The organism is Delftia sp. ASV31, from assembly GCF_016428765.1.
GTDB classification, from domain to species: domain Bacteria; phylum Pseudomonadota; class Gammaproteobacteria; order Burkholderiales; family Burkholderiaceae_C; genus Comamonas; species Comamonas acidovorans.
This window is the reverse complement of sequence record NZ_JAELTK010000005.1, coordinates 18075-32823: the sequence shown is the minus strand read 5'-3', so window position 1 is coordinate 32823 and position 14749 is coordinate 18075. Positions and strand designations below refer to the sequence as shown.

General features: G+C 63.7%; 17 protein-coding genes and 1 pseudogene. 6 read left to right on the top strand and 12 right to left on the bottom strand.

Annotated features, from left to right (window positions below; all coding sequences use genetic code 11):
• The first annotated feature begins 246 nt into the window (after window positions 1-246).
• Window positions 247-600, top strand: a complete 354-nt coding sequence (locus JHD82_RS03050; protein ID WP_199135368.1) for an AlpA family transcriptional regulator — start codon at window positions 247-249, stop codon at window positions 598-600.
• A gap of 34 nt (window positions 601-634) precedes the next feature.
• Here the strand turns inward: JHD82_RS03050 and JHD82_RS03045 are convergent, their stop codons facing one another.
• A complete protein-coding gene (locus JHD82_RS03045) occupies window positions 635-1288 on the bottom strand; it encodes a hypothetical protein (protein WP_199135367.1) in 654 nt (217 codons plus the stop codon).
• A 95-nt stretch (window positions 1289-1383) separates the two neighbouring features.
• Entirely contained in the window at window positions 1384-2235 is an 852-nt protein-coding gene (locus tag JHD82_RS03040; protein ID WP_199135366.1) for an abortive infection family protein, read from the bottom strand.
• Between the two features lie 455 nt (window positions 2236-2690).
• Here JHD82_RS03040 and JHD82_RS03035 point away from each other — a divergent pair, with 455 nt between their 5' ends.
• Window positions 2691-2957 carry a hypothetical protein gene (locus JHD82_RS03035; protein WP_199135365.1) on the top strand — a complete coding sequence of 89 codons (267 nt, stop codon included), beginning with the start codon at window positions 2691-2693 and terminating at the stop codon, window positions 2955-2957.
• Window positions 2958-3301: 344 nt separating this feature from the next.
• Here the strand turns inward: JHD82_RS03035 and JHD82_RS03030 are convergent, their stop codons facing one another.
• The 3 genes and pseudogenes from JHD82_RS03030 to JHD82_RS03020 form a co-directional block, all read right to left on the bottom strand.
• Complete coding sequence (locus tag JHD82_RS03030) at window positions 3302-3826, bottom strand: AlpA family transcriptional regulator (protein ID WP_199135364.1); 525 nt, start codon at window positions 3824-3826, stop codon at window positions 3302-3304.
• A 4-nt stretch (window positions 3827-3830) separates the two neighbouring features.
• Window positions 3831-4106 (bottom strand): hypothetical protein, encoded by a 276-nt coding sequence (locus tag JHD82_RS03025; protein ID WP_199135363.1) that lies wholly within the window; start codon window positions 4104-4106, stop codon window positions 3831-3833.
• 60 nt (window positions 4107-4166) lie between these two features.
• A pseudogene (locus JHD82_RS03020) lies at window positions 4167-5423 on the bottom strand (tyrosine-type recombinase/integrase).
• On the opposite strand from JHD82_RS03020, the gene JHD82_RS03015 reads away from it, so the two are divergent.
• Window positions 5398-5643 (top strand): hypothetical protein, encoded by a 246-nt coding sequence (locus JHD82_RS03015; RefSeq protein ID WP_199135423.1) that lies wholly within the window; start codon window positions 5398-5400, stop codon window positions 5641-5643. The pseudogene JHD82_RS03020 and the gene JHD82_RS03015 sit on opposite strands and share 26 nt — an antisense overlap.
• Before the next feature lie 81 nt (window positions 5644-5724).
• Here the strand turns inward: JHD82_RS03015 and guaA are convergent, their stop codons facing one another.
• From guaA to JHD82_RS02995, 4 genes are all read right to left on the bottom strand, one after another.
• Complete coding sequence (guaA, locus tag JHD82_RS03010) at window positions 5725-7341, bottom strand: glutamine-hydrolyzing GMP synthase (protein WP_199135362.1); 1617 nt, start codon at window positions 7339-7341, stop codon at window positions 5725-5727.
• A 31-nt stretch (window positions 7342-7372) separates the two neighbouring features.
• On the bottom strand, window positions 7373-7807 hold the full coding sequence (locus JHD82_RS03005) for a type II toxin-antitoxin system VapC family toxin (protein ID WP_012204856.1): 435 nt from the start codon (window positions 7805-7807) through the stop codon (window positions 7373-7375).
• On the bottom strand, window positions 7804-8082 hold the full coding sequence (locus JHD82_RS03000) for a type II toxin-antitoxin system Phd/YefM family antitoxin (RefSeq protein ID WP_012204855.1): 279 nt from the start codon (window positions 8080-8082) through the stop codon (window positions 7804-7806). Before JHD82_RS03000 ends, JHD82_RS03005 begins: the two co-directional genes overlap by 4 nt.
• Before the next feature lie 139 nt (window positions 8083-8221).
• Entirely contained in the window at window positions 8222-9151 is a 930-nt protein-coding gene (locus JHD82_RS02995) for a LysR family transcriptional regulator (protein WP_199135361.1), read from the bottom strand.
• A 93-nt stretch (window positions 9152-9244) separates the two neighbouring features.
• Between JHD82_RS02995 and ilvD the strand changes: the two genes are divergently transcribed.
• On the top strand, window positions 9245-10939 hold the full coding sequence (ilvD, locus tag JHD82_RS02990; protein ID WP_047474146.1) for a dihydroxy-acid dehydratase: 1695 nt from the start codon (window positions 9245-9247) through the stop codon (window positions 10937-10939).
• A gap of 99 nt (window positions 10940-11038) precedes the next feature.
• Here the strand turns inward: ilvD and guaB are convergent, their stop codons facing one another.
• The gene (gene guaB, locus JHD82_RS02985) at window positions 11039-12514 is read right to left on the bottom strand and encodes an IMP dehydrogenase (RefSeq protein ID WP_013803023.1); all 1476 of its coding nucleotides are present in this window, start codon (window positions 12512-12514) and stop codon (window positions 11039-11041) included.
• Window positions 12515-12650: 136 nt separating this feature from the next.
• On the opposite strand from guaB, the gene JHD82_RS02980 reads away from it, so the two are divergent.
• Window positions 12651-13208: a DUF4124 domain-containing protein gene (locus JHD82_RS02980; RefSeq protein ID WP_199135360.1), complete on the top strand. Its 558-nt coding sequence runs from the start codon at window positions 12651-12653 to the stop codon at window positions 13206-13208.
• Window positions 13209-13221: 13 nt separating this feature from the next.
• On the opposite strand, the gene JHD82_RS02975 is transcribed toward JHD82_RS02980, so the two are convergent.
• Together JHD82_RS02975 and JHD82_RS02970 are read right to left on the bottom strand one after the other, a co-directional pair.
• Complete coding sequence (locus tag JHD82_RS02975; protein WP_012204850.1) at window positions 13222-13566, bottom strand: RnfH family protein; 345 nt, start codon at window positions 13564-13566, stop codon at window positions 13222-13224.
• The gene (locus tag JHD82_RS02970; protein WP_043783393.1) at window positions 13559-14011 is read right to left on the bottom strand and encodes a type II toxin-antitoxin system RatA family toxin; all 453 of its coding nucleotides are present in this window, start codon (window positions 14009-14011) and stop codon (window positions 13559-13561) included. Before JHD82_RS02970 ends, JHD82_RS02975 begins: the two co-directional genes overlap by 8 nt.
• 168 nt (window positions 14012-14179) lie before the next feature.
• Here JHD82_RS02970 and smpB point away from each other — a divergent pair, with 168 nt between their 5' ends.
• Entirely contained in the window at window positions 14180-14653 is a 474-nt protein-coding gene (gene smpB, locus JHD82_RS02965) for an SsrA-binding protein SmpB (RefSeq protein WP_013803027.1), read from the top strand.
• Window positions 14654-14749 lie beyond the last annotated feature (96 nt).

Below are 14749 nucleotides of genomic sequence, written 5' to 3'. Positions count from 1 at the left end.
AGCCTAAGCGTACGGACCCGATCGGTTTGGAGGTGTTCTGTTGGAAGCGCAATCTCCGGCCCCGTCGGAACACTGGAGGCCTGGATTCCGCAAAGATTCACTGCGCAGCGAATATCGCCATCAAAGCGAATACGCGCATTGGAATCCGATCGGTCACGCTCTACTCCGGGCTGCGCCTCAGCAGGTTGTACCAATCGTTCGCGATAGCCACCATGAGCGACAACGCATCCGCCTACGGTCACCGCCATGTCGACACCCTTGCCGCAATCCCCGGACAGACATTTACCCCTCCCAGCCCCAAGCACGACGGGTTATGACGAAGTACCCCAGTTCCTCTCGAAGCCACCCTTGCCATTTCGCAGAACCATCCGCCGTCACGAGCTGCGCCAGATCGTCCCTCTGGCTGAAACAACAATCTACGAGATGGAGCAGCGCGGCGAATTTCCGCGACGCTTCAGGCTCACCGCCCGCTGTGTCGTCTGGGACCTAGAAGAGGTCGAGAGCTGGATCGAGGCAAAAAAGGAAGCTTCGCGATCAGCAAACACCAGCGCACACCCTGGCCCTGACGTCAGGCTCCGCCAATATCGCCCCGTAAGATGACCATCTTCCCTCCACGACATCGTCTGGCATGCCGTCATGTGTCAGGGCTTTTGGGTGAATCCATGGATCCGAAATTGAGGCGTATCTGGGGTTCAAGGGCATGTACCTCGATGATGAGATGACGGCAGATCGCATTGAGCGAGTCCAAAGTCCGGTCCGCCATCTGGCCAAACACGAAGATGTTCGTCATGAGTATCCCCTTCAGCGCGGCCCCGCCCGTGGATGCCACGGGATACCGAAATGAATACGAGCCAGGGTCGACGCGATCCAGATCGGACAGGAACTGCAGCTCATCCTCGTCAATGACTCGCAGGGCAAGAGGAAGCCTGTCTCTCATGGCGGTAAGGACGGGTTGTGCCATGCTCAGCAGCTTCATGAGCGAATGCTCTCTCCACAGCCTTGGCAATACCCACCGAAGCTCCTGGTCATCGACACTGAGCTTGGCCAAGCGATACACCATCGCCTTCAGGTAGAGCTCGATCGCGTGGCGAAAGAGAAAGATGACCGGACAAGCACCATAGTCAATATCACCGACGCCCCTGCGCTCGTAATCGGCGATCAAACAATGTGCTGCGTTCCGGTAACTCACCGCATAGGAAACCACATCGCTCGGCGCATGCTTGCTCCAGTTCAGCAGGGTATTCCCATACGTCCCGCGAGGTGCGGAGTAGAACTCTTCAGTCGTCATGATGTCGAGCAAAAGGTAAGACGGGGCGCGACAAGAGCAATGATGCAGTCATCTGATGTGCGCCCTGCTTGATACGTCACAACTTGCGCAGATTTTCATGGCTGCCGAATGCGGCGCTCGCGCTTGGCGAGCTTCGACAACAAGTAGGCAGACACCGTGCCCACGACCTCGATGGCGGCCTTCGCTTCCTCATCAGCGAGTGTCGGCAGCCACGGCCGGCCATGGCCAGAGCCCTGCTTGTTGCGAACCCGATTGACACCCAAGGCCGAAAGGAAGAGCCCTCGCTCCATCGACTTGACCGCCGGCTCGCCAGGCTGCTCGGGCATTTCGGGGACGGCGAGGTCGAGGGCTACGAAAGCCATGCCGAGCAGTGCCTGGAAGTTGGCGCCGCTGGGATATCTTCCTTGCAGCGTATCGAGGACATGGGCGGCCGTGGCCTCCATCAAGTCTTTTCCGGTGCCCGTGATCAGGGCAGCATCCTCGGCGCCCTTTTGTGCTCGTCGGGCGTAGGCGGCGAGCGCATCAGTTAGCGCGATGCCGTGCAAAGAGGAGAGCACCTTGGGAGAAAGCGTGCCGTCGTCGGTCAAAACAAAACCTTCCGCGTCGAAGGCTGCCTTTGCGTTGTCAATCGCTTCGCGACCCACATAGTTGGTGGACGCCTCTCGGAATCCGCCGCATGCGCGCACCTTCGCGAGCAAGCCTGAAGCGAACCGGCTTGCTGCCACCGGGTTTGAGTCCATAACCGCGTAGAGGACAGCTCGAACGCGCTTCGCCTTTCCAATTAGCTGTCCCTGCTGCTTGGGGTCGTGCTCTGCAAGGCCCGACTGATTGACGTGAAATTCGATGTCGGCATGCGAAGGCTCTCGATAAACGCCGTTGTTGTTCGAATCGTCTACGAGTTGCATGAGTGCGTGGGCGATCGTGTCAGTCACCGGGATGTGAGACATTTTTCTTTCCTTTTTTGGAGGGTGCAGCCTGGGTCATCCGTTCACTCTCACGTTTGAGCAGAATGCATAGTCCCATATTGCCCGATGGCGCTGACTTGTCGGAACCACAAGAAGAGAGGTTGAACAATGCAACAGGATCACACGCACCCGATGACCGACGCCGTTCTGACCGCAACGCTTGAGAAGTACAAGGCTGTCGTTGTTCACTTTTCGCACCTGCGAACATGCGCGAAGGTGGAGTATTTCCCGATGACCTGCAACAGGCCATCAACAACAAGGACAAATGGCCTCTATCATGTTCGGTCCTGTGGCCCGGACACACCATGCAGCCCTGCGGCAGCGTTGGCGTAGTGTTCAGGCCAACTGCTGCCTCCGTTCTATCCGTTTCTAACACCGACGCGGGCTCCTTCTCAGCGCCGGACGGTACCGATCATTCCGGAGGGAAGCCGCTAAGCATGGACACCCTTGAGGAAACTTTTCAAGTCGCAGGCCCATACAACGAGTGGCGCGTCCGCAGCGCAGAAGTGATCGGCATCTTTGTCCACAACATCCACTATGTGGAAGCGAAGAAGGAGCTACAGATCCCAGGTCTGCCTGATGGAGAGATATTGAATGCGATCGGCGTGACGCGCATTGAGCTTGCGGAGGTGTTCGCCGCATTCGAGCCCTTGCAGGTCTTCACGATGACGCCTTCAGGATTGGCTCGAGTAGCCCGACCTTAGCCTCCCGTGCGACCGCTCCTGGGATCCGACGATAAATGCTGTAGCGAGCGCTGCATTGCGTGCATCCTCAACTGCTGCGGCTTAAACACTCTCGCGAGCGCCAGCAGGCAGTTCATTTTTCATGCATTTTGATCACTCATAGTGCTCAAAGTGCAGTTTCCATAAACCGACAAGATCTAACGCCTCGCTGGCAAGGACTACGGCAGGTTGCTCCCCGCCGAAGTAGCGCAGATCGAGCAGCGCAAGCGCCCTCTCACGACGGCGCATTAAAAGCGAACGTCCTGCACTGAAAAACCGCCCTGTTCGGGCGGGTTCGAGTGCTGTATAGGGCCGGACAGCGCCGCTTATCCAACCAAGGCTTCCAACTCCTTGGATGCCGAGCGCGGCAGCCGCCGCCCCTCTTTCGCCACGTTGACCAGCAAGGCCACCCGCGCCACGTCAAAAACATCCTTGGCCAGCGCGTAGCTGCCCTTGGCCTGCAACCAGGCCAGCACGTCCGCTAGGTGCCAGATCGACGCACTCCCCTCATGCACGGGCGCCGGAAAGCTACTCGGATGGGCCAGCATCAGCTTGCGCATGTTCTGGCGCGACACACCCACGATGTCAGCCACGTCGGTCAGCCCCACCAGATCCGGCGCCACCTCGATCAGCCGGGCCGAAGGCACGGCGCGGCGCACGTCGGTCAGCGCACTGCGTACCGCCTCGTCCGCATCAACGGCTTCACGGGTGAACTCCAGCACCAGGCGCCCCGGCTGCCCGATGCCGACCAGGGCATCGTCGCAACCGGCTTCGCCCAAGCGCTCGACCAGCGCATCGGCGTCGCGGTCCTCGTCCGCAAGCTGATATTTCAAGGTGAACGTATATTCCATCGCGCTACTCCTGGGCACCGTCGTCAGCCTCGCGCTGCTGGCGGTGCGTGGTGCAGTTGTCCACGACGCGCCACAAGGCGCGGGCGTGGTTGCCGGGGTTCTTCGGCGTGCTCCAGACACTGGTGATGCAGAACTCGCCGCAGCGACATTCCTCATCGTTGTATGGGCAGTAAATTCGCCCCCAGGCATGACTGCCGCCGACTTCGACGCGCCAGCCCTGCCCTTCGGCGTGCCTGAGAGCTTCCTCGACCTCTTTCTTCGGATGAGGGGAACGAGCCATCAGTGGTCTCCAGTATGGGGATAATCATCAAGGTTGTCAAGCGACAACCTTGGCACCGTTTCAGGCTGTCGCGCTCAACGTCGGCACTACCACGTTCTCCGGCATCAGCTTCGGCACGTAGGTCTGCCCGTCGATCCAGGCGTCGACCAAGTTGGCCCACTCCTGCAGCATGTGCCGCCGCTGTTCGGCGTACTCGGCCTTGTTGTAGATCGAGCGTGAGGAACGCCCATCCTCGTGCGCCAGACACTTCTCGATCCAATCCCGGTTGAAGCCGATTTCGTTCAGCAGCGTCGAGCCAGTGCGGCGCAGATCGTGGACGGTGAACGGCTCCAACGGCAGGCCCGCAGCCTTCGCGCGCTCCGCGACGATCTGCGTGACCCGGTTCAAGGTCGCGTTCGACATGCAGCGGTTGGAGTCATACCGTGACGGCAGCACGAACTTGGAACCTGCTGCGCAAGTGTGCAGCGCCACGAAGATGTCCAGCGCCTAGCGCGACAGATAGACCACGTGCGGGTTGCGCCCCTTCATGCGCTGCTTCGGGATCGTCCAGGTCGCATGCTCGAAATCGACCTCATCCCAGGTGGCCTGGATCAGCTCGCTCTTGCGTACCAGGGTCAGCAGGATCATGCGCAGCGCCAGCCGGATGGTCGGATAGGTCGCCACCGACTCCATCTGCCGCACCATCAACCGGATCTCCAACGGCGACAGGGCGCGATCCTTCGGCACGAAGGTCGCGATCGACGCTGCGCCCACATCCTCTGCCGGGTTGTCCACCTTCTCACCGTGCAGGATGGCGAAGGCATAGACCTGCTTCACGATGGCGCGGACGTGCACCGCCGTGGCGGGCGCCCCGCGTGCCTTCACCTTGTTGCAGAGGGCGCGCAGGTCATCAGCGGTGATTTCGTTGAGCTGCCGGTTCTGAAAGGCCGGCAGGATGTCCCGATCGACGATGCTCTTGCGCATCGCCTTGGTGCTGTCGGCCATTCGAGCTCCGGCCAGCCACTTCTCGGTCACGTCGCCAAATGTCTTGGCAGCGGTCAACCGACGCTTCTCACGCTGCTTCTCCAGCGCGGGGGACTTGCCCTGCGCGACGGCCTTCTTGGCGTCGATCAGCTTCTCGCGGGCCATCGCCAGCGAAATGCCCGCCGGCCCATAGCGGCCAATGGTCAGAGTCTAACGGCGGCCGTTGAGACGGTAATCGTAGCGGAAGGTGACGGTACCAGTGGGTGATACCGTCACGTACATCCCATCCCGATCGGAAGCCTTATAAGTCAATGACTTAGGCTTCAAATTGCGCAGTGCGGTGTCGGTAAGCATCGAGGTTTTCCTCCTGTTTCGTGACGGCTTTTACCGTCAGGGGTCAGGAGAGCTGCTGATGCCGGGAAAGCCGCATGAAACAAGCTTTCCCGAGGAGACCTTTACCGTCAAAGACAGCTTTGGTCTGAATAGTGAACGGGACGGTCTTAATCCGGCCCTCGGTTCTTACCGCCAGTTCCACCGCCAACCTGTTTTGCTGGCCGGCGATAGCTACCGATAGCTTCCGTGACGTATCTTATTTTAAATCAACACGTTACAGTAAATTTTCGATAACCTGCGATAGTCCCCGAAGGACGTATTTTCACTCCCACTCGATCGTCGCCGGCGGCTTGGTCGAAACGTCGTAGGTCACCCGGTTGATGCCGCGCACTTCATTGATGATTCGGCCAGACACCTTCTTGAGCAGGCCGTAAGGCAGCTCGGCCCAGTCGGCGGTCATGAAGTCGCTGGTCTGCACAGCGCGCAGGGCCACGACGTAGTCGTAGGTGCGGCCGTCGCCCATGACGCCCACGCTCTTGACGGGCAGGAAGACGGTGAAGGCCTGGCTGGTGAGGTCGTACCAGTTCTTGCCGGTGGCTTCGTCGGTCCAGTTGCGCAGTTCCTCGATGAAGATGGCGTCGGCGCGGCGCAGCAGGTCGGCGTATTCCTTCTTGACTTCACCCAGGATGCGCACGCCCAGGCCCGGGCCCGGGAAGGGGTGGCGGTAGACCATTTCACGCGGCAGGCCCAGGGCCACGCCGAGTTCGCGCACTTCGTCCTTGAACAGGTCGCGCAGGGGCTCGAGCAGCTTCAGGCCGAGCTGCTCGGGCAGGCCGCCGACGTTGTGGTGGCTCTTGATGGTGACGGCCTTCTTGCTCTTGGCTCCGCCCGACTCGATGACGTCGGGGTAGATGGTGCCCTGGGCCAGGAAGGTGGCGCCCTTGTGGCCACCGTCGCCCGCCTTGAGCTTGGCGGCCTCGGCCTTGAACACGTCCACGAACAGGCCGCCGATGATCTTGCGCTTGGCCTCGGGTTCGCTGACGCCGGCCAGCTTGCCCAGGAACAGGTCGCTGGCGTCCACGCGGATGACCTTGGCGTGCAGCTTGCCCTCGAACATTTCCATGACCATGTCGCCTTCGTTCAGGCGCAGCAGGCCGTGGTCCACGAAGACGCAGGTCAGCTGGTCGCGGATGGCGCGGTGGATCAGGGCCGCGGCCACGGACGAATCCACGCCGCCCGACAGGCCGAGGATGACTTCCTCGTCACCCACCTGCTCGCGGATCTTGGCGACGGCTTCCTCGATGTAGTCGCCCATGATCCAGTCGGCGTTGGCCGCACAGATCTCGCGCACGAAGCGGTTGAGCAGGGCCGCGCCCTGCACGGTGTGCGTGACTTCGGGGTGGAACTGGACGGCGTAGAAGCGGCGCGCCTCGTCGGCCATGCCGGCGATGGGGCAGGACGGCGTGGAGGCCATGACCTTGAAGCCCGGGGGCAGCTCGGTGACCTTGTCGCCGTGGCTCATCCAGACCTTGAGCATGCCGTGGCCTTCGGCCGTGGCGAAGTCCTCGATGCCCTTGAGCAGTTCGGTGTGGCCATGGGCGCGCACTTCGGCGTAGCCGAATTCGCGGGTGTGCGAGCCTTCGACCTTGCCGCCCAGCTGGGTGGCCATGGTCTGCATGCCGTAGCAGATGCCCAGCACGGGAATGCCCAGCTCGAACACGGCATCGGGGGCGCGGTCGTCCACTTCGTAGACGCTGGCGTGGCTGCCCGACAGGATCACGCCCTTCAAGCGGCCGTCGGCGGCGAATTCGCGCACCCAGTCGCTGCTGACGTCGCAGGGGTGGACTTCGCAGTAGACATGGGCTTCGCGCACGCGGCGGGCGATCAGCTGGGTGACTTGGGAGCCGAAGTCAAGAATGAGGATCTTGTCGTGTTGCATGGTCATCTCAGGCAAAGGTGATGGGAGGGGATCAGAAATCTTCAGGGGCCAGCAGCGCCAGCCCGCGCTTGCGCGCGGCGGCGGCCTGGGCCGCGTCAAAGGTGGCCAGCGGCAGGCGCAGCGACTGCGCCAGCCACAGGTAGGCCGCGTCATAGACCGGCAGGCGGGTGTCCAGCGCCACGTCGAGCACGGCCTTGTGCTGGGCGGGCGCCAGCTCGTGCAGCTCCACGCGGTGGCGGATGGCCTCGAGCACGCCCCACAGGCCTTCGACCGAGCTGTGCGGAATGCGGCCGCCGTGCACGCCCGAGGCGATCAGGTTGCCGCACTCCCACTGCCAGAGGTTGGGCGCCTGCGGGTCCACTTCATGGCGGCGGATGCGGGTATACAGGCGCTGGGTGTGCACGCTGGCGGCATCGGGCAGCAGCCAGGCGGCGGTGACGGAGGCATCAAGCACGAAGGAGGTCATGCCTGGCTCCGGCCTGCGTGGCGCAGTCGGGTGGTGGAGTCCGGCGCCTGTGCAGACTGGGCCGGCTGGGCTGGCCGCACCGTGGCCTGCAGCGCCTGCATCTGCTCCAGCTCGCGGGCGATCTGCTCGTCGGTGATCACGGGGCGGCGGCGCACCGGCAGCATGCGCACCACTTCCTTGCCGTGGCGGGTGATGCGCACTTCCTCGCCCTGCTCGACAAGTTCGATCAGGGCGGAGAAACGGGTCTTGGCTTCGTAGATACCGACAGATTGCATGGCGGGGCTGAAAACAAAAACAGGCCTGGTGTCCGGCCTGGCCCGAATTCTATCATTCTGGCCAGAATTTCCAAAAATTCAGACCAGAACCTTGCGGATATTCGCGGGCCTTGCCTCGGGGGCTGTTGGTGAACGCCACTCAGCGCTGTTCTCGCACGAAGCCGACAAACCGCGCCAGCGCGGGCGACATGGCTCCGGCAGGCCAGGCCAGGCTGGTCTCGCAGACCGGCAGGGCAACGGCCTTGCTGCCTGCACGGGCGCTGGCGAAAACCGCCTCGCGGTAGACCACGCCAGGTCTGCAGAACTGCATCACGCTGGCGGGCACCCAGGCCAGGCCGATGCCGCCCCATACCAGGTTCACGATGGTCTGCATCTGTATCGCCTGCTGCGCGATGCGCGGCACATGTCCGTGCCGTCGGTACAGATCCGTCACCGCGTCATGGAGCGAGGGCATGATGCGGCGCGGAAAGATCACCAGCGGCTGCTCCAGCACTTCGTCGAGCATCAGCCGGTCCGCGCCGGCAAGCGCATGCTGCTGAGGCAGTGCCAGCACCATGGCTTCCCGTCCCACGGCCAGGCGCTCCAGGCCGGCCGGCGCATGCCCGGGGGCATGCAGCATCAGCCCGGCATCGATCTGCCCGCGCTCAAACGCCTCCATCTGCACATCGCTGGTGGCCTCGACCAGCTCCAGCGCCACACCGGGCGTGCCTGCCACGAAGTCCCGCACCCACAGCGGCAGCCGGGTGAAGCCGATGGTGGAGACAAAGGCCAGCCGCACGCGCCCCACTTCTCCCGCTGCCGCAGCCCGCGCAATCCCCGGCAGCGCTGCCGCCTGCGCCAGAAGCTCACGCACCTGCGGCACAAGCGCCTCGCCGGCGGGCGTCAGCGCGACGTGGCGGCTCGAGCGCTCGAACAGCGCCACGTCCAGGCTGCGCTCCAACTGGGCGATGGCCTGGGTGAGCGGCGGCTGCGTCATGTGCAGGCGCGATGCGGCGCGGCCGAAGTGCAGCTCGTCCGCCACGGCCAGGAATTGCCGCCAGACGCGCAGATCAATGGGGGGCTCATTCATATGCGCAGCATATCAATCATGCCGATGAATAGGATTGGATCAGATGGATCAGTCGGCCCATACTCATCCAACCCCCACAACGAGAGACATGCCATGACCCCGCCGAACCAGATCAACCGCCGAAGCGCCCACATCACCGAAGGCAAGGCGCGCGCAGCCAACCGCTCCATGTTCTACGGCATGGGCTACAAGGAAGAGGATTTCAAGAAGCCCATGGTCGGCGTGGCCAACGGCCACAGCACGATCACGCCGTGCAACTCCGGCCTGCAAAGGCTGGCGGACGCGGCCATCGCAGGCATCGAGGAAGCCGGCGGCAACGCGCAGGTGTTCGGCACGCCGACCATCTCGGACGGCATGTCCATGGGCACGGAAGGCATGAAGTACTCGCTGGTCAGCCGCGAGGTGATCGCCGATTGCATAGAGACCTGCGTGGGCGGCCAGTGGATGGACGGCGTGCTGGTGGTCGGCGGCTGCGACAAGAACATGCCCGGCGGCATGATGGGCATGCTGCGCGCCAATGTGCCGGCCATCTATGTCTACGGCGGCACCATCCTGCCCGGCAGGTGGAAAGGCCGGGACCTGAACATCGTCAGCGTGTTCGAGGCCGTCGGCGAAAACGCCGCGGGAAAGATCAGCGACCAGGAGCTCAAGGACATCGAGCAGCACGCCATTCCCGGCACGGGCTCGTGCGGCGGCATGTACACCGCCAACACCATGTCCAGCGCGTTCGAGGCGCTGGGCATGAGCCTGCCCTACTCCTCCACCATGGCCAATCCCCATGATGAAAAGGAAAACTCGGCCAAGGAATCCGCCAGGGTGCTGATCGAGGCCATCAAGATGGACCTCAAGCCGCGCGATATCGTGACGCGCAAGTCCATCGAGAACGCGGTCTCGGTGATCATGGCGACCGGGGGCTCCACCAATGCCGTGCTGCACTTTCTTGCGATCGCCCATGCGGCCGGCGTGCCCTGGTCCATCGACGACTTCGAGCGCATCCGCCAGCGGGTGCCGGTGCTGTGCGATCTCAAGCCCAGCGGCAGATACCTGGCGGTGGACCTGCACCAGGCGGGCGGCATCCCGCAGGTCATGAAGATCCTGCTGAATGCGGGCCTGCTGCACGGCGACTGCATCACCATCTCGGGCCAGACCATTGCCGAGACCCTGGCCGGCGTGCCTGACGAACCGCCCAACCCGCAGGTCATCCGCCCCCTCTCGGATGCGCTCTATCCGCAGGGCCACCTGGCCATCCTCAAGGGCAACCTGAGCCCGGAAGGCGCGGTGGCCAAGATCACGGGCCTGAAGAACCCGGTCATCACCGGCCCGGCACGCGTGTTCGACGATGAGCAATCGGCACTGGCGGCCATCCTCGACGGCAGGATACAGGCCGGCGACGTGATGGTGCTGCGCTACCTGGGCCCCAAGGGCGGCCCCGGCATGCCGGAAATGCTGGCCCCCACGGGCGCCCTGATCGGCGCCGGCCTGGGCGAGAGCGTGGGCCTGATCACCGATGGCCGTTTCTCCGGCGGCACCTGGGGCATGGTGGTCGGCCACGTGGCGCCGGAAGCGGCCGTGGGCGGCACCATCGCGCTGGTGCACGAGGGCGACTCGATCACCATCGACGCGCACGCATTGCAGCTGCAGCTGAACGTGCCCGAAGACGTGCTCGCCCAGCGCCGCGCGGCATGGAAGGCCCCCGCGCCCCGCTACACGCGGGGCGTGCAGGCCAAGTTCGCTTTCAACGCATCGAGCGCCAGCTCGGGCGCGGTGCTGGACAACTTCGCCATCTGAGCGTCGCCATCTGAGCTTCGTGAGCGCACGAAAAAAAGAGGTCCGGGCAGTGGCTGCCCGGACCTCTTTTCCATCTCGCGCCAAGGCGCTGGATCGGGATCAGTCGGCGCGGTAGTTGGGCGCTTCCTTGGTGATCTGCACGTCATGCACGTGCGATTCACGGATGCCTGCGGCGGTGATCTCCACGAACTCGGCCGTGTTGTTCATCTCTTCGATGGTGGCGCAGCCGCAGTAGCCCATGGCAGCGCGCACGCCGCCGGCCATCTGGTAGACGATGGAGACCATGGAGCCCTTGTAGGGCACGCGGCCTTCGATGCCTTCGGGCACGAGCTTGTCGGCGTTGGGATTGCCGGTGCTCGATTCCTGGAAGTAGCGGTCGGCCGAGCCCTGCTGCATGGCGCCGATGGAGCCCATGCCGCGATAGCTCTTGTACGAACGGCCCTGGTACAGGATGACTTCGCCCGGAGCCTCTTCGGTGCCGGCGAACATGCCGCCCATCATGATGGTCGAGGCGCCAGCGGCCAGGGCCTTGGCGATGTCACCCGAGAAGCGGATGCCGCCGTCGGCGATCAGCGGCACGCCCGTGCCCTGCAGGGCCTGGGCCACGCTGTCGATGGCCATGATCTGGGGCACGCCCACACCGGCGACGATGCGCGTGGTGCAGATGGAGCCAGGGCCGATGCCGACCTTGACGGCGTCGGCGCCTGCCTCGGCCAGTGCCAGCGCAGCGGCGCCGGTGGCGATGTTGCCGCCGATGACATCGACCTGCGGGTAGTTCTGCTTGACCCAGCGCACGCGGTCGATCACGCCCTTGCTGTGACCGTGGGCCGTGTCCACAACCAGTGCATCGACGCCGGCCTTGACAAGCAGCTCCACGCGCTGCTCGGTGCCCTCGCCCACGCCCACGGCAGCGGCCACGCGCAGGCGGCCTGCGCTGTCACGCGCTGCGTTGGGGAAGGTGGTCTGCTTGGTGATGTCCTTGACGGTGATCAGGCCCTTGAGTTCAAAGGCGTCGTTCACGACCAGGATGCGCTCGAGCTTGTGCTTGTTGAGCAGGGCCTTGGCTTCCACGGGCGTGGTGCCGTCCTTCTCGTTGACGGTGATCAGGCGCTCGCGCGGCGTCATGATCTGGCTGACCTTGACGTCGTAGCGGGTCTCGAAGCGCAGGTCGCGGCTGGTGACGATGCCGACCACCTTGCCGCCGTCGCACACGGGAAAGCCGGAGATGCCGAGGTTCTCGGACAGCTGCAGCACCTGCAGCACGGTGTGCTCGGGGGTGATGACCACGGGGTCGTGCACCACGCCGGATTCGTGGCGCTTGACCTTGGACACTTCGGCAGCCTGTTGCTCTGCCGTCATGTTCTTGTGAATGACGCCGATACCGCCCTCTTGCGCGATGGCAATGGCCAGACGCGCTTCGGTCACGGTATCCATGGCGGCGGACACAAGGGGGATGTTCAGGGAGATGTTGCGCGAAAAGCGCGTCTTGAGCGAGGTGTCCTTGGGCAGGACCTGGGAGAAAGCGGGGACCAGGAGGACGTCGTCGAAGGTCAGGGCTTTACCGAGAAGGCGCATGTGAGAGCTCCAAAAGAAGGATTGTACCCGTGCGCCGGATCACAATGTATGCTGTAGGCCATTGTTCCCCGCTATCGCTGCCCGCCATCATTTCCTGCTATTGCTACCTGCAACCGGCCCGATCACCCCAATCACCATGCACGCCACCAAGCTTGTTTTGCTAGCCGCGCTTGCCGCCTGTTCGCTGTCCGCAGCCGCCCAGTGGCAATGGGTCGACGCCACAGGCCGCAAGGTCTTCAGCGACCGCGCGCCACCCCCTGACATTCCGGCCAAGAACATCCTGCGCCAGCCTGGCGGCAGCGCGCCCGCTCCAGCAGCGGCGGCGCCATCCACGGCACCGGCGGCTACAGATGCGGCCACGCAGCCCGCTGCAGATGCAACGGCACAGGCAGCGCCTGCCGCCGCCGCCAAGGACGCCAAGCCCGCAGGCACCGACAAGGCCCTGGAAGAGCAAAAGCGCAAGGCCGAGGCCCAGGAGGCCGCCAAGGCCAAGGCAGAAAAGGACCGCATTGCCAAGGATCGCCAGGAAAACTGCGCCCGGGCGAAACAGGCCAAGACCTCGCTGTCATCGGGCGGTCTGCTGGCCTATACCAATGCCCAGGGCGAGCGAGGCTTCATGGACGAAGCCACGCGCAACAGCGAACTCAAGCGCGCCGACGCCACCATCGCCTCGGACTGCGGCCCGATGCGCTGAGCGCCTCCCTCCTTCAGTAACCGGCCTTGGCCCCGGGCCTTTGGCGCTGGAACAGGCCCGTGGCGCGGGCTCCCTGGCGCGCAAAGCGCTCGCGGCGCGCCACCTTGGGGTCCACGGTCAAGGGCCGGTACAGCTCCACGCGATCGCCGTCGCGCAAGCCTTGCGTCAATGGTGCGCTGCGGCCCCAAAGGCCAGCGGGCCCCTCCTGTGCAAAGCCCAGCGCCTGCCAGCCACCAGCGGCCTCGACTGCGTCGGCAATCGAGGCACCGGCCGGCAATTGCAGGGTCAGCTCAACGACTTCACCGGCACGCGGGCTGCATGCCAGCGTGATGCACAGAAACGGCCGGGGTTCAGCCATAGACCTGCTCGGCGCGCTTGACGAAGGCATCGACCATGGAGCCCGCGATGCGGTCGAACACCGGGCCGACCACGGCGGCCAGCGCCATGTTGTCAAAGCCATAGTCCAGCTGCAGCTCCACGCGGCAGGCACGCTGCGTGCCGTCGCCCACGGGGCGGAACATCCAGTTGCCCTCCAGCCGCGAGAACGGCCCCTTGATCAGGCGGATGCTGACCTGGCGCCCGCCATCGTCGAGCACGCTGTGCGTATTGCGCGTGACGAAGGACTTGCGCATGCCGCCGAATGCAATGCCCACCTCGGCCGTCATGCCCTGCTCGTCCTGCTCCAGCACCCTGGCCTGGTCGCACCAGGGGAGGAAGTCGGCATAGTGGGCCACGTCCGTCACCAGGGCAAACATTTCTTGGGGGCTGTACCAGATCAGGACGGACTTGTTGACTTTTTTCATGAATGGGGCGGGCTGCACGGCATGCAAAACACCGGCTGCGCGGTCATGGCGCATACGGCTGTCACAATGACGGCAAGGCGAAACTAAAATCCCGCACGGAGGCGAGACGGCAATCCAGTATTGTATGGAGAGCTTTCATCTCCAGGTTTTCGCCGCATCTATTACTCCATGGCCAAGAAACCTGAAACACAGTCGCGCATCGCCGACAACAAAAAAGCCGCGTTCAACTACTTCTTCGAGGAACGCTTCGAGGCCGGCATCGTGCTGCACGGCTGGGAAGTGAAGGCACTGCGCAGCGGCAAGGTGCAGCTGACCGACGGCTACGTCATCGTCAAGGACGGCGAGCTGTTCCTGCTCGGCTGCCAGATCAACCCGCTCAAGACCGCCTCCACCCACGTCAACCCCGACGCGGCGCGCATCAAGAAGCTGCTGCTCAAGAAGGACGACATCCTGCGCCTGATCGGCAAGGTCGAGCAAAAGGGCTTCACGCTGGTGCCCATCAACCTTCACTGGAAGAACGGCTTCGTCAAGTGCGACATCGCCCTTGCCAAGGGCAAGGCCGAGCACGACAAGCGCGACGTGATCAAGGACCGCGAAGGCAAGCGCGAGGTCGAGCGCGCCATGAAGAGCTTCAACCGTTGACGGGCATCCGCAGCTTTTTTTGCACTGCTGCGGAATAAACCGGCACGGCCCAGTGTTCATTGCAGTGTCCGGCCGCAATTTCGCGCGCCGGCAAGC